This is a genomic window from Granulicella sp. S156 (genome assembly GCF_009766105.1).
In the GTDB taxonomy this organism is placed as follows: Bacteria; Acidobacteriota; Terriglobia; order Terriglobales; family Acidobacteriaceae; genus Granulicella.
In genome coordinates, this window is the sequence record NZ_LMUH01000005.1 from 494565 (window position 1) to 509740 (window position 15176).

General features: G+C 59.0%; 12 protein-coding genes. 1 reads left to right on the plus strand and 11 read right to left on the minus strand.

All coding sequences use genetic code 11. From position 1 onward, the window contains the following. Positions 1–303: 303 nt before the first annotated feature. From GSQ91_RS04225 to GSQ91_RS04270, 10 genes are all read right to left on the minus strand, one after another. Positions 304–480 carry a hypothetical protein gene (locus GSQ91_RS04225; RefSeq protein ID WP_216845054.1) on the minus strand — a complete coding sequence of 59 codons (177 nt, stop codon included), beginning with the start codon at positions 478–480 and terminating at the stop codon, positions 304–306. Between the two features lie 58 nt (positions 481–538). Next, a complete protein-coding gene (locus tag GSQ91_RS04230) occupies positions 539–1000 on the minus strand; it encodes a hypothetical protein (RefSeq protein ID WP_158819995.1) in 462 nt (153 codons plus the stop codon). Continuing rightward, complete coding sequence (locus GSQ91_RS04235) at positions 993–1235, minus strand: hypothetical protein (protein ID WP_158819996.1); 243 nt, start codon at positions 1233–1235, stop codon at positions 993–995. Before GSQ91_RS04235 ends, GSQ91_RS04230 begins: the two co-directional genes overlap by 8 nt. A gap of 140 nt (positions 1236–1375) precedes the next feature. Next, on the minus strand, positions 1376–2623 hold the full coding sequence (locus GSQ91_RS04240) for an RtcB family protein (protein ID WP_254064351.1): 1248 nt from the start codon (positions 2621–2623) through the stop codon (positions 1376–1378). A gap of 379 nt (positions 2624–3002) precedes the next feature. Further along, positions 3003–3662: a translation elongation factor Ts gene (locus GSQ91_RS04245; protein ID WP_158819997.1), complete on the minus strand. Its 660-nt coding sequence runs from the start codon at positions 3660–3662 to the stop codon at positions 3003–3005. 143 nt (positions 3663–3805) lie between these two features. Beyond that, entirely contained in the window at positions 3806–4741 is a 936-nt protein-coding gene (rpsB, locus tag GSQ91_RS04250; RefSeq protein ID WP_158819998.1) for a 30S ribosomal protein S2, read from the minus strand. Between the two features lie 213 nt (positions 4742–4954). Next, complete coding sequence (gene rpsI, locus GSQ91_RS04255; RefSeq protein ID WP_158819999.1) at positions 4955–5350, minus strand: 30S ribosomal protein S9; 396 nt, start codon at positions 5348–5350, stop codon at positions 4955–4957. A gap of 122 nt (positions 5351–5472) precedes the next feature. Next, the gene (rplM, locus tag GSQ91_RS04260; RefSeq protein WP_158820000.1) at positions 5473–5937 is read right to left on the minus strand and encodes a 50S ribosomal protein L13; all 465 of its coding nucleotides are present in this window, start codon (positions 5935–5937) and stop codon (positions 5473–5475) included. Between the two features lie 470 nt (positions 5938–6407). After that, complete coding sequence (locus GSQ91_RS04265) at positions 6408–9236, minus strand: TonB-dependent receptor (protein WP_158820001.1); 2829 nt, start codon at positions 9234–9236, stop codon at positions 6408–6410. Positions 9237–9372: 136 nt separating this feature from the next. After that, positions 9373–12264, minus strand: a complete 2892-nt coding sequence (locus tag GSQ91_RS04270) for a TonB-dependent receptor (RefSeq protein WP_254064352.1) — start codon at positions 12262–12264, stop codon at positions 9373–9375. Positions 12265–12503: 239 nt separating this feature from the next. Between GSQ91_RS04270 and GSQ91_RS04275 the strand changes: the two genes are divergently transcribed. Continuing rightward, the gene (locus GSQ91_RS04275) at positions 12504–13394 is read left to right on the plus strand and encodes an energy transducer TonB (RefSeq protein ID WP_158820003.1); all 891 of its coding nucleotides are present in this window, start codon (positions 12504–12506) and stop codon (positions 13392–13394) included. Here the strand turns inward: GSQ91_RS04275 and GSQ91_RS04280 are convergent. Further along, positions 13391–15079, minus strand: a complete 1689-nt coding sequence (locus GSQ91_RS04280; RefSeq protein WP_254064353.1) for a glycosyltransferase family 39 protein — start codon at positions 15077–15079, stop codon at positions 13391–13393. The two genes, GSQ91_RS04275 and GSQ91_RS04280, sit on opposite strands and share 4 nt — an antisense overlap. Positions 15080–15176: the final 97 nt, after the last annotated feature.

Here is a 15176-nt window from a genome sequence, read left to right on the forward strand (position 1 = left end):
CTTAATGGCTGTTGGCAGCCCACACACAAGCGCCTCCCAGTCCCTTTATCAATTTGGGGTTGGGTAAACGGACGGCAGGAGCGGGCCGTCTTTTTCCCCATAACGAGACCTTTTGAGCTAGCACCTTGGCTGTGTGCCTAGTTCTGTTGCCACTCGAAAGCGCAATTCTACTTCTGCCTAATGCCCGGGTGAATCTTCATCAATCTCGAAAACCCGCTTAGGGTCACTTACCCGCGGGTGGTAGAAAGCAAGAGCCCGGGCTGTCGCCCGGGCTCTTGCTCGTTTCGGTTTAGTCGACAAAGCTCAATCCTTATAAGGATCAAACTCATTCGCCCCCGCCATCGCCACGCCAACCGGCGTAAGCGTATGCAGAACACGAATCGTCGAGCCATGCGCTGCAAGCACCTCCGGCAGGCGCTTGTAGCAGTGCGGCGACTCATCCAGCCCGCCGCCCCGGAGCACGACATTGGACTGTTGCATCCAGTCGTTCCTCATCTCCGGCTTCACCAGGCCCTCACGCTTGCAGACCCAGAGACACCTAATCGGAGATCGTTACGGTGCCGCTCGGGCCGTCGTAGACCATGCGATAGTGTCGCAAGAAGGTTCGGCCCATGAGTGCGTTGTGGGGTTGTCCGCCTGCCCGAAGATTGACGCCGGCGAAGGTCCCATAAAGGGTACGATTCAACGCCGGAACGTGAATCTGTGCGAGATACATATTGGCAAGGTGCTGGCCGCCTACGCCCGCAATGGGGACGCGATCGACGATGGGCAATCCCAATTGCTCCCCGGGAAGGCTGTCGATGCAACTGGTGGTTGCCCCTGTGTCGACCAGGGCTTCAACGGATTTGAGGCCTGCAATCGGAGCCGGGCCCCTGTCCGATGGGAGATAGGCAGGATCGAAGCCGATATCGACGAGCAGCGTAGGGCCAAGGCTGATGAGCAGGTCTGAACCTTGGACGTCGCTGCCTGCATCTTCGAAACCGCAGTGCGCCTCAGCCATGGATTGGATAGTACATAACCGATGCCGGGAGGACGACGGGCGGCGCTCCGACCTGACGGATAAGGTAGGGGCCTCGGCCGAAGCTGGCCACGGCTTGCTGAGCGGCCTGATCGAAGGTTGCGAAAGTCGCGATCAGGTCGTGATCGTGGATGAGCACCCACTCTCCCATGTGCCCGGCTTCGAGCTCAGGGCGCATGGCGTCGAAGGCTTCGATTTCGGTGTCGAGAATCGCCATTGCATCTCTCCAATGGCCTCTATTCTACCGGCAATATCGAGGCATTGGTGCTTGTTTCCTCAGGTTGTGAGAAGCGGAGGCCCATCGGAGGCCTGGATTTGCGCCCAGGCCTCCGATGGAGCGTATTGCTGGTTGAAAGCTCAATCCTTATAAGGATCAAACTCATTCGCTCCCGCCATCGCCACACCAACCGGCGTAAGCGTGTGCAGCACGCGAATCGTCGAGCCATGCGCTGCAAGCACCTCCGGCAGGCGCTTGTAGCAGTGCGGTGACTCGTCCAGACCGCCGCCCCGGAGCACAACATTGGACTGTCGCATCCAGTCGTTCATCATCTCCGGCTTCACCAGGCCCTCGCGCTTGCAGACTCCCGTTCTGCGGTCGAAGACCCCGGCAGCCTGCTTCCTTCCCATCACACGGCCTGCGCCGTGGACCGTCGAGCACAGCGAAGCAGCCTGTGCCGCTGCGGCCTCCTGGCCCTCGGCCGTGCTGAGGTCAGGCGAGACGCCTTCGAGAATCACCGACTGCTCGCCCATCGTTCCGCCGACGAAGCCGCGCTGGCCGGGAAACGCCGGTGTCGCGCCCTTGCGGCAGACCCAGAGCTGCCTGCCGCCGTGCTCCTCCAGCCACGCGAAGTTGTGGTGGTTGTGCACCTCTTCCGCAATGCTCGCGCCCAGCAGCTTCGCCACACGCGAGCACACCCAGTCACGCCCGGCATACGCGTACGCGCCGCCCAGCTGCATCGCGGCGATGTACTGCGCGCCGAGATCGCTGGCCGCATCGAAGAAGACCGGCTCGACGATCATGCCGTCCTTCGCTCCCGCCGCCTTGAGGAACCACGTCGCAATGCCGTGGCCCAGGCCACGCGAGCCGAAGTGTACGCCCACCCAGACGCGGTCCTGCTCGTCGACGAAGAGATCGACGTAGTGGTTGCCGCTGCCGATGGTGCCGAGCTGCGCCTCCGCCTTGCGCTTAATCGGCGCGGCGGCTTCGGTGGCCCAGCCTTCGTGCGCATCGCGCTCGAAGAGCGGGTGCTCGACGCGCTCGGCGTTCTTCCGTCCGACGCCGAAGCTCAGCGTGCTCCAGATGTCATCCATGATGCGGTGGATGTTCGCGCGCAGCTCGGAGCCAGGGATGTCGAGCCGCACAGCCTTGTTGCCGCAGGCGATATCGAAGCCGACGGCCGTAGGCGAGATGCGGGACTCCGAGGCGATGACGCCGCCGATCGGCACGCCGTAGCCGAGATGGCCATCGGCCATCAGGGCGAAGTGGTCGGCAGTACGAGCGCAGAGCCGCGCCTGTTCGAGCGTGTTGGCTTCGTGTTCTCCGAAGACGGGGATGTTGTCGATGATCTGCATTGCTGTTGTTCCTTTCTGGCGGGGTCCTTTCACTGATAGAGCGGGTTCATAGGCGGTGTGCGCTGCGAGTCTTTTTCAAGAACTCCCCCAACTCTGTCATCTCGACCGAAGCATGACGCTTTGTGTCATGCGGAGTGGAGAGATCTCAGCATTTTTCCCATGCTGGCGATGGTGCCAGCTTGAGCATCGCAAAATGCTGAGGTCTCTCCACTCCGGCCGCAAAAGCGCGGCCTTCGGTCGAGATGACAGCGTTGGGGGGTGGTGATAAATATTGGGCACACCCCACCCTGAAATCGCTCTAAACAAAAAACCTGCCGAGGTTATGTCGCCCCCGCGGCGCTCATCGCGTTGGGAGAAAAAGAAAGAGCCCGGGCTGTCGCCCGGGCTCGGTAGTACGCAATGAAGTAGAGGCTTATGCCGCTGCTTCCTCCTGCGTGGAAACCTTAGCCGAGGCAACTGTGTAGTTTGGCTCGCCGATCTTGAAGCGCGCAAAACGGCGCACGCTGATGTTCTCGCCGAGTTTGGCGATCTTCTGTGCAATGAGCTGTCCGATCGTCAAGGACGCTTCCTTGATGAACGGTTGCTCCAGCAGGCAGACCTCTTCGTAGAACTTCGATATCTTGCCTTCGACGATCTTCTCGACCACCGGCGCTGGCTTGCCCGTAGCCGCAGCCTGCGAACGGAAGATGTCCTTCTCGCGAGCCAGGTCGGCCTCGGTCACTTCATCCTTACCCACATAGCGCGGATCGACAGCGGCGATATGCATCGCGATGTCCTTCAGCAGCTCCTGGAAGTCGTCGGTGCGCGCGACGAAGTCGCTCTCGCAGTTCAGCTCGATCAGCACGCCGATCTTGCCGCCGGCATGGATGTACGTTCCGACCGCGCCTTCGTTCGTGGAGCGCGCGGCCTTTTTCGCAGCCGACGCCATGCCACGCTTGCGCAGCACGACGTGTGCCTCGTCCATGTCACCCTTGGCTTCCTGCAGGGCCTTCAAACAGTCGCCCATGGGGGCGCCGGACTTTTCGCGGAGTTCTTTGACCAGCTTGGCGTCGATCTTCGGTGTTTCAGACATTACAGTAATTTCCTTCTCGCCCTTACAACGAGGGCGCGTGAAAAAGGGGGTGCAGGCTAGAAGCCCACACCCCCGATAGTAGGAGGCTTTGATTACGGATGAGCTAAAAATCCATCTGTAATCAAAGCCGAGCCTTTGAGGTGTTAGGCGGTTGCTTCAGCGGCGACTGGTTCGGGCTCGGTCTCAGCGGCTGGAGCCTTGCGGATGCCACCACCAAGAACGGCGTTAAGGTCAATGGTCTCCGAGTCGTCCTCAACATCCTCAACGGATGCCTCAGCGGCGCCGGCGGACTCCTGGATATCGCCAAAGCTCTCTTCGCCGTCCTCACCGAGGAAGTGCGACTCGGTCGCGATCGGCGTGATCTCGGCGTACTCCTGCGAGAAGGCCTTGTCGGAGATCATCTGCGTGCCCTCGTAAGCCGAGTCCGCAATCTTCGTGGTGAAGAGGCGGATGGCGCGGAGAGCGTCATCGTTGCCCGGGATCACGTAGTCGACCACGGTCGGATCGCAGTTGGTGTCGACGACGGCGACGACCGGGATGCCGAGCTTGCGGGCCTCTGCAACGGCGATAGCTTCGTTGTTCGAATCGATGACGAAGATCGCGTCCGGCAGGCGCTTCATGCTCTTGATACCGGAGAGGTTGGTCGACAGGCTCTTGCGCTCGCGCTCCAGCTTGATGACTTCCTTCTTCGTGAGCAGCTCATAACGGCCGTCCGTGGACATGTCGTCGAGCTCCTGCAGGCGCTTCACCGACTTCTGCACGGTGACCCAGTTGGTCAGAAGACCACCGAGCCAGCGGCTGTTGATGTAGGGCATGCCGGCGCGAGTGGCTTCTTCGGCCACAGCGTCCTGTGCCTGGCGCTTGGTGCCGACGAACAGGACCAGCTTGCCGGTCGAGGTCAGGTCGGTAACAAACTTCGAAGCGTCCTTGAACATCTTCAAGGTCTTCTGCAGGTCGATGATGTAGATACCGTTGCGCTCGCCGAAGATATATTCCTTCATCTTCGGGTTCCAGCGCTTGGTCTGGTGGCCGAAGTGGACTCCGGCTTCGAGCAATTCCTTCATAGTAATGCTGGCCATAATGGCTCCTTATGCATGCATCGCGTCAATGTTTCCAAAGACGATTTTCGCGGTCTTTTTAGCCGACGCGATTGAGATCCCCGAAGGGAGATTTGATTCCTGCCACCAGCGCATTGCCGGTAGGTGTTGCTGGTTCTCCGTTGCCAGTTCTCCGTTGTCAGTAACAGCAAACCAAAGCTGAGAACTGACAACGGAGAACTGACAACCCAAGCACTAGCGCTTGGAGAACTGGAAGCGAGCGCGAGCGCCCTTCTGCCCGTACTTCTTACGTTCCTTGCCGCGAGCGTCACGGGTAACCATGCCGCCGGCCTTCAGGGTCTTGCGCAATTCGATGTTGAACTCCATCAGCGCGCGGGCGATGCCGAGCTTGACTGCATCGGCCTGGCCGTTGACGCCGCCGCCCTTGACCGTGGTCAGGACATCGAAGGTCTCGTTGATGTCGGCGATGCCGAGGGGAAGCTTCGCGGCGACGCGCTGCGCCGGGGTCACGAAGTACTCCTCAAACTGCTTGCCGTTGACGGTGAACTTGCCCGAACCGGGGCGCAGGAAGACGCGCGCGATTGCGCTCTTGCGTCGGCCGGTTCCGTAGTACTGAATCAGGTCTGCCATGATTGGTGTCCTTGAAATCCTTTAGAAGTGCCTGGGGCCAGGGCCCCTCAAAATTGGTTCCGGTATAAGGTTCGGGCTAAAACCCGAAGCGAATCCGGTAAAGCTGCATTAGAAGGGCGGTTTTACCGCTTCTCCGAGTTCGAACCGACGAGCTCCAGCGCGACCGGCTGCTGAGCGTAGTGCGGATGGTCGGCGCCCTTGTAAACCTTGAGCTTGGTGGCCATCTGGCGGCCCAGCTTGCTCTTCGGCAGCATGCCCTTGATCGCCTCTTCCAGGATCTTCTCGGGACGGCGGGCGAGCAGCTTCACAAAGCTCTCTTCGCGCAGGCCACCGGGAAAGCCCGTGTAACGGCGGTACAGCTTCTGACCGGCCTTCATGCCCGTCAGATGAATCTTTTCGGCATTGATCACGATGACGTGATCGCCCATGTCGATGTAGGGCGTATAGAGAGGATTGCGCTTGCCGGCCAGAACAGAGGCGGCTTCGGAAGCGAGACGGCCCAGGGTCTTGTTGGTGGCGTCGAGGACGAACCACTTGCGGACGATGTCCTTGCCGCTGGGGATCGTGGTGGTGTTATTCAGATTCACTGGTTTACTCCTTGGTTCTGCCGTCTTCGTCCTGCGTTGGTCCGGCTTGTAGCTCGAAGACTTTGTGGACACATACTGCGTTAGGCGGCAAAACGAGCGCAGGCACGATACCCGCGCGCGAGAAAGCCGGCGTTGCGATGGAGCGCACAGAGCCTTGGCTGCTGAATCTAGCCATGCAAGGGCTGGGGAGTGGGTGCTTTGTAGGCCGGCGCGCTTCTAATAATGTATAAAAGCTTGCCTTGCCTCGCGGTGGACTCACCTCGGTGTCTCGCTCTGCGTTCCTCGTTGCCGCCCAAACCACGGGCACACGGAGGTACAGGCGCGAAACTGCGCGAGACTCCAGCCTAGCCAAATGGCCAGTTAATGTCAATGTTTTTAATGCTAGTAGAGGCAAGCACTCACCCCGCGCGGGCGATTATCGCCCGCGCGGGGTGGCACATTTTTCACTGTTTACGTCATTCTCCAACACCCTAGAAGCTGAACGAACTCCGCAGGGTAACCGTCCGGTTGGCGGAGGAGCTTCCACTGAAAAACGGGGTATTGAGCGAGATCGACTGCCCAAAAAGCGGCGAACTAAGCACCCCCACCGGAGGTCCAGGGTTCACATGGTTCAGGATATTGTTCGCCTCGACCGAAAAGCTGAGACTGTAGGGCCGATCGGGCTTCGGCGCCGGGCCTTTCGGAGCAGGAGTGCCGGGTGGCGGCGGTGTAGGCGCTGGCCGAGGGCCAAACTTGAACTCCTTTTGAACGTGCGCCGAAAGGAAGATAAAACCGGGACCCCTACCGTGATTGACGGGGATGATGGTCTCCCCTGGCTGCGGGGTAGTGTCGAAGGTGCCGTAACGGGTATGCATGACCGACGCCGCAGGACTCAGAGGGCCGGCAAAGGAGGGGCGATCGTTATATTGGGTGTCGCCATTGAGGTCGGTACCGGTAGTGATATTGAAGGGCGCTCCCGGCTGCATAACCAGGAACGGGCCGCCACTGACCCCGAAGGGCAACTGGAGTTGGCCACCTGTGAAGAACCCGGCATTCGAGTAGGGAACCCGGCCGAAGTCGACGGAGGGATTGTACGAATTGGAGGGAAAGGTGGTGGCGCCAAGCGCGTCTGTCCTGTTGGAAGGCATGAAAAAAGAAAACGCAAACAAGTTGACTCGCTTGGTGGGCTGCAGCTGAGCGTTGGCGAAGAGAATGTTGTTTTTCTCAATACCAACAGAAGAGAACTGGTAGATATTTTGGGTTCCACCCAGGGGACGGACGCCACTGGACGGGTCGCTGGGGTTGTAGGTGCCGGGCAGTGGCGCATTGATATTGCGCGAGAGATATTGGTGATCTCCGCGGAAGTACAGGTAGTTCACACTGACGCTGCCGATCTTACCCAGGCCGCGCTCCACCGTAAGGCCGCTAATGATCTCGTACGACGTGCGCATATGCGGATCGATGTTGTAGAGCGTGGGCGGAACCGACCCCAGATCCGTCACGGGCGGCGGACTATTAAGGTAAGCGAGATAGAAGTTGGGGTTGTCGACATAGTACGAAGGCTGCGTCGTGCCGCTCTGCTGCCGGATCGCAGTCAGAATATTGGTAGACACGAAGCGGCTGTAAAAGATGCCGCTACCGCCGCGCAGCGTGACCACAGGAGGCTTCTTATCCTTCTGCCCGACGGCCCAGGCAAACCCAGCACGTGGCGCTGGATCGACATGATCGGGCACGGCGGATTGGCTCTCAAAGCGGAAGCCATAGTTGAGTGTGAGGTTCTTGCGCGCCTTCCACTCGTCCTCGGCAAAGATACCGAGGTCGCCGGTGAGCACGGTGGCGCTGGCATCTCCGGTGGTGAGGTTGTACTGGGTGGTGCCGCCGCCGCTGGCGAAGATCTCCGCCGGAGTCTCACCGTTCAAGGCGCGCTGGTAGGTAGCGAGGTCGGGAAAGATGAACTGGCCGTTGTAGTTGGCTGTGGAGGCGTTGGCGTCACGTAGCAGGCGGTAGCGTCCGCCCAGGCGCAGGAAGTGCGATCCGTGCTCGATCGAGACGAACTCCTGGAACTCATAGCGATCCTGAGTGTCATTCAGGCTCTGCGCGGAACTCCCACCGCCGTTGAAGACGCCTTCTACGACGACCGTCGCCGAGGTGCTGGCAGGGCTTTGCTGCTGGCTCGTGCGCGAGTATTGAAAGTGCGCCTCAGAGACGATCTTCGAACCAAAGAGCTGAGTGTCGGTAAGTTGCAGGGTCTGTGTGGTCGTAGTGCTGTTGAGACCCTCGGAGGGCAGGACCAGCAGGCCGACGCCACTGTTGTTCAGGCTGGCCTGGTTGTACTCATAGCGACCGGTCAGGGTGTTATTGGTCGTCACCTGCCGGTCGAGACGCCCGCTATAGGTCTGGGTGCGCTGCGGAGCGGGAACGGCCTCGGAAAGTGGTGTCAGCAGAGTGGGATCAATAGCGTCGACGATGGCATTGTTCTGTAGATCGTTATAGGTTCCGCTGACAAAGAAAGATGTCTTCTTATTAATGGCACCGCTTATATTCCCGTCGAGATTGAGTACATAGTACGGCGGCTCGACAGTGGTATAGGGATTGCGCCCGTTGAAGACATCGTCATTGCCGGAGCTGGTGAAGTTGCCATGGAGCTTGTCGGCTCCGGGCTTCGTGAATATCTCCACACGTCCAAAACCCAGGTCGTCATACTGGGCTGAAAACGGATTCTGGTTGATGCGAATCTCGCGAATCGTGTTTTTGGGCGGAAAGCGGCCGTTCGAGAAACCATCGACAAAGATCTGCGGAGGCTTTTCTCCGGTGCCTCCGGCCAGGGCCAGAACCTCCTGCTGGAACGTGCCGTTGTCATCGGAGAAGGCCTTGAGACCGTCGCCTTTGAAGACCATGGCACTGCGGTTGTCCGCCGCAGAGGTGCTGGAGTTGTCGACTGGAACATCGACCTCCTCGGTCTGGGTGGCGATGACAAGCTTCGCGTCCATCGTTGCGCGAGCTGGTTGCCCGGCAAGCTTCACGGTCGTGACGTAAGGATCGAAGCCCGCGGACACGATAGTGACGTCATAGCTGCCAGCGGGTAATGTCAGGGTGAATCGTCCGGTACTGTCGGTGGTGGTATCGCGTTGCAGCCCGGAGCCCTCTACGTGCACTGCCGCGCGCTGCACCTTCGCTCCGGAGGGGTCCGAGACGACACCCGTCAACGTACCGTCTTTGGTGGAGCCTGATGTGGGGCCTTGCGCGCGGCAGTCTGCCCGGCCCATCGCCCCAATGCAAGAAAGCAATAAGACCCAAAGCGACCGCCGGAGGTTCGGCATCCAGTCCCACCTGAGAAGAGTCACGCATTGACACACGTGTGCGGATTAGACTTTTGGCCGCTTGGAACGTTATCTCGGTCGGAGCGAAATTCAGAGAGAATCTGCTACCTGGCGAAATAACCAGGGACAGCACCGATCAGAACTGGAACTGTGTACGCAGCAGGATGGTGCGGTTTGCCGCACTCGTGCTGATGAAGCTGTTGGCTGTGGAGATCGATTTGCCGAAGAGCGACGAATTGAGCACGCCTACTGGAGTTCCCGGGCTGACGGTATTGGTCACATTCTGGGCCTCCGCAGAGAACGTGAGCGAATAACGCGGCGGGGGCGGGGTTGTTGGGCCGGTCGGGTGTGGCGCCCCCGGTGACGGAGGGGTAGCAGGTGCACGCGGACCAAATTTGAACGTCTCCCGCACCTGTAGCTGCAGGGAGACAAAGGCAGGTCCATGTCCATAGTTGATTGGAATGATGGTCTGGCCTGGCATCGGAGAAGTATCGAAGTTGCCGTAGGCCGTACGGACGACGGAGGGCCGTGTCAGATCGGTGGCAAAAGCAGGACGATCGTTGTACTGGGTGTCGCCGTTGTTGTCCTGACCGGTGGTGATATTGAAGGGCCTCCCGGCGCGAGCTACAAGGAAGGCTCCAGCGCTCAAGCCCCAGCGCATGTCCGAATCCAGACCGCCGAAGTAGTTGGCATTGCGGATCCAGCTGGTGCGTCCGTAGTCTTGATGCGGATCGTACTGGTTGGAGGGAAAGGCGGTGGACCCGGAAACGTCCGCATTGGCACGGGGAAGGTTGAAAAAAGACCACGCGGTGAGGTGTTTGTTGACTGTCAATTGCAAATTGTTGAAGAAGAATCTACCCAGGCTCTCGCCGCCGGAGTTGAACTGGTACTCATTGCCCACGGCCGAACCGAATGGGCGGATGCCGCTCAATGGATTGCTGGGATCATAGGTTCCCGGAAGGGGAGCGTTGATATTGAGCGATTGCCATTGATGGACACCGCGATCAATCAGGTAGTTCGAGGTGAAGGAACCATATTTGCCAAGGCTGATCTCTGCGCTCAGGCCTGCGGTAATGCTGTACTCCGAATGCAGATGCGGATTGATGTTGTAGGTGGTTGGCGGCGTGCTCGCACCAAGCGACGCGGCATCTGGGATGTTGCATAGCTGTTGCGCATTTTGAGTCGATGGCGATGCGCAGGATTCGAAGCCAGGGTTCGTAATGTAATACGTCTGTTGGTTTGCAGCACTTCCCTGGCGTACGGCGGTGAGCAAATCTCCTACTGCGAAGCGGTCAAAGAAAAGGCCTCCGCCACCGCGCAGCACGACACGCGCCGGCTTCTTGTCGGTCTGGTGGATTGCCCAGGCAAAGCCCGCGCGAGGAGCGGGGTCTGCGCGGCTGGGAACGGCGGATTGTGCCTCAAAACGGAATCCATAGCTCAGCGTCAGGTTCTTGCGAGCTTTCCACTCGTCTTCCGCATAGACCTCCAGATCGGCCGTATAGACACTTGCGTTCTGGCGTCCTGCGGTGATGCTGAACTGAGTAGCCCCTCCACAGGCCAGTTCGGATCCGGCCTGTTCGCAGGTTGCACGAATCTGTTGATCGGTCTCGCCAGCTTGCAGGCCTAGCTGGGTGATCTGGTAGGAGGTAATGTTCGGGAAGATGAACTGGCCGTTGTAATTGGCCGTAGCGAGGTTGGCTTCACGAAACGTCCGCGCTCGCGCACCGGTGCGGATGAAGTGCGTGCCGTGGGCGATGGAGACATACTGCTGGAACTCAAACGCGTCCTGGTTGTCGTGCAGGATCTGCGCCGGATTGCCGCCGCCGTTGAATGCGCCCTGCACCGTGATCGCGGGCGCGGTGCTGGTTGGGTCCTGCGTAGTGCGCGTGCGAATGTACTGAAAGCGCGATTCGCTGACGATGTGCGGGCCAATCACCTGCGTGTTGCCGAACTGTAGCGTCTGCATCGAGATAGAGCTGTTGAAAGCCTCTGAAGGCAGCGTGTAGGGGTTGCTGGCGCTGCTGCCGTTTGCGCTATTGGTTGGGCCGACCCCTCCGTTGGTTAAATCGACGCGGTTGTACTCATAGCGGCCTGTAAAGGTGTTGTTGGTGGTTAACTGGCGATCGAGCCGCGCGCTGTAATCGTTGGTTGTTTGCGGATCTTGCAGGGTTTGCGACAACGGCACCTGGAATTGAAAGGTGGGATCCAGAGTGATGGCATTGATGACTGCATTGTTCTGCTGGTCGTTGTAATCGCCATTGAAGAAGAAGGAGGTCTTTTTGCCGATCGGCCCGTTGAGGTCTCCGCGAAGCTCGAGGCGGTGATAGGGTGGCTCACTCGCGGCATAAGGATTTAGCGAATTGAAGGAGGAGTCATTGCCTATTACGCCGAAGCTGCCGTGCAACGTGTCGCTACCGGGTTTTGTAAAGATCTCCACGCGGCCAAAACCGGGCGAGTCGTATTGGGCAGAATAGGGATTCTGGTTGATGCGTATCTCGCGGATAGCGCTTTTTGGGGGAAAGGATCCACTGCTGAAGCCGTCGACATACACCTGTGGCGGATGCTGGCCGTCTCCCCCGGCGATGGCGAGCAACTGCTGCTGCAAGGTGGCATTATCGTCGGAGAGCTCGGCGAGTTGGTCCGCCTTAAAGACCAGCGCGCTGCGGTTGTCGGCATTTGCGGTGCTGACACCAGTATCGGCAGCCACATCCACCTGCTCGGTCTGGGTGGCAATGACAAGAGATGCCTGAATGTTGGTAGATGCACTTTGCCCTGCGACCTTTACGGTGCTGACATACGGATCGAACCCGGCGGACACGATGATGACCTCGTAGGAGCCTGCGGGCAGCGGCAGGGTAAATCGACCTGTGTCATCGGTTGTCGTATCGCGTTGCAGACCGGGGCCCTCCACATGCACGGCAGCATGTGACACCTTCGCTCCAGACGGGTCTAAGACAAGACCCGTCAGCACGCCGTCTTTGGAGGCCGTTGGTGCGGGCCCCTGTGCGCGGCAGATTGTTGAACCCATGATTCCAACACAAGAGAGAAATAAGACACAGCACGCCCGCCAGAGGTTCAGCATTAAAAATTCACCTGAGAAAAATCACGCAAGAGGCAGCGTGTCCCGGGTTAGACCGCCACTGGGTCCGAAAGTTATCTTGTCTTGGTTGTTTTATAAATGGGGGGAGTCCGCGAAGCCAACATGGAAATCGACTGCCAACGACAAATTCATGCTATCCAGTCTGCAAAATGCGCGATGATGTTGCGGTGCCTATATCTCGACGCATACGCGGACGGGCGTTTCTCGTTATGGTTGCTATCGTTCCGATGGCGGTGATGCAAGCTCAGCAATTATTGGGAGTTAATCAGAGCGCAACTCCAACCCCGATAGAGTCGCACGATCCAGATGTCGATGCCGCCGCTCAAACGATCGGTCGTGCGCTATTCCTGCGCTGCTTCTGCGCGGACAACAATCTCAGCTTCGATGCCCAAGGCAAGCCACAAGCATCTGCCAAAACTACCGACTGGACGCTGGCTGGAATCAACGTGCAAAAAGTGGAGCGCAAGGGGCCGGGAGAGATCGAACTCGACGGTGTGCGGGTCGCGATGCGTTACGCAACCGATCGGCATGAGTTCGATCGAGATCCGCAGAACGATGACAAGATGCGTCTCACTCTTGCAGACAATGGTGATGCTGCTGCTTTTACGCGCGAGTTGCAAGCAGTGTTCTCCACGGGGATCGATCGGCCATTGCAGCGTTCCATGCCCGACTTTTGGCAGCACTACTTCGACCCATCGATGGCATGGCCGCAGGATGCTCTTACAGGTCAGCAGATCGTTGCCTTTGCAGGTCCGCCTGTAGCGGCTGGAGGGGCAGAGAGTGAACCTACACTTACACATCGAGCGGAAGCAGGCTATACGCCGCTGGCTTCGCACGACCGTGTTACCGGAACGGTTCAGGTTCGCATGGTGGTTGACTTGGAGGGCAAGCCGCGGCATATCGTGATCGTTCAGCCACTGGGCTACGGGCTGGATGCTCGTGCGGTCGAGGCAGCCGCGAAGTTCCGCTTCACTCCAGCGACGATTAGGGGCAAGCCCGTTGCGTCGACGGTGCTGATGAGCCAGGATTTTCTGTTGGTCTCGCCGCCACCACATTAATGCTCAAGCTGATTCGTGCTGGGCTGCTGTCCCATCTTCGTAACCAGCGGCTTTGGCGTGTGATGCTTGTGAGTTCGCACAGGTTCTGTCTGTAGCGTGGGATCAAGTCGATAGAGGATCAGCAGGTTGCGATCGGGATCGTCCATCGCCGGAAATGCCGCAACACGTTCGATGTGGTAGAGCGGCGTGAGGGCGTCCATCTTGTCGTCGTCGAGCTCGTTCCATGCGGCGTACCAGCCCGGACGGTATTGCTTTACGCGATCCGCTAATTCCAAAGTGCCGAAGTCGTCGTCGATCGAGGGCAGTCCAGTCATCAGGGTCAGGTCGGAACCGGAAATCGACAGCACAAGGTGCGGATGTGTGGGGTCAGACAACACAATGCGTTTGATGCCATTGGCTGCGGCTTCGAAGGTGTACTCCGGATGCAGAATGAAGCTGAGTTGCAAGATGGCGTCGGGGATGACGATACCTAATACCGCCAGGGTTGCGAGCGTGGAGGCGATGATTTTCCCGCGCAGTGTGTGGCTCTGGTGGAAACAGTCGATGCCTAGCGCGACAAGGACTGTAATGGGGGCCGCGACAACAAGGTAATACCGTGGCTGCAGGTTGTTGTGGTACGCGAGGAAGGCGAAATATCCGCCGGTCCAGAGCAGCAGCGAGGGCACGAGTGGATTGCGGAAAAGCCTGGGTCGCCAGAACAATGCCAGAGCCAGAACAACAAAGAACAGAGGATAGAGCACATGGCCCATCCATGCGCCGTCGGTGATGGTATTCAGGATGACGGTGGGGAATGGTTCGAGCTCGATTCCGGTATAGGCGTTGGCGGAGAAGAGGTACTTGTAGTCGGCCAGGTAGTGCGGACGAACGATGAGGACGATATACGCGAGCCAGAGACTCACCGCCATCAACGCGGGAAGAATGGAGAGCCGAAGCGCTGCACGAAGACGGTATCCAGCCCGAGCCCAAACCATATACGCGACCGCAGGGATAAGAAAGATGGCGGTGGTCTTGGTGAGGACCATCGCGGGCAGAAGCAGGCCAAGCGCGAGGGAGGGAGGCAGCGCTCTGATTGCGCTGCCTCTGAAGGCGAGCGGATGCAGATGCGAAGCAGTCAGCAGCGCGAGAGCCGTGAGTGCAATGAGCAGTGGCTCAAGAATGGCCATGCGCTCGAAGACATAGAAATAAGGGCTCGCACAGAGAAACAGCATTGCTATCGGGGCGGCCAGTGCAGGGCCGGAGCTATGCGTTTGGGACCGGGTATGTCGCTCTATAAGTCGATAAAACGTGAATAGTGTGAGCGCGAAGACGCAGAGCGTGAGCGACCGTACAGCCGCGGGTGAGACTCCTGTAAAGCGAAAGACGATCCATTCGACGGCTGGCCATACAGGCAGCGCGACGGCAGGATTGAAGTCGCCTTTCCAGTACCAGTGGCCGGTCAGATAGTGTCGAATGGCGGCGTCGCCATACCAGCCTTCATCTGTGTACTTTGCCCAATCCATCCAGGGGGAGTGGTTGGGGAAGTCGGCGTTGAGGTGGAGAAAGTGCAGGACAAGGAGTGTGGCCGCGACAGCGAGCATGATCCATCGCAGGAGAGCCGCTGCGTTGGTGCGCGGCGGCCTAGCCCTGGCGTCTGAGTGGCCGTCATTGGCATGGTTCACGGTTTGGGTCAGGTGGTCCAGAGTCATCCGCAGGATTCAATCAAAACGTAACGAACACGCGCAATCACATGCCGGGCTGTGATTGCGCGATCAGGCCACCACACCGTTTGATGCGGCTTTCCCT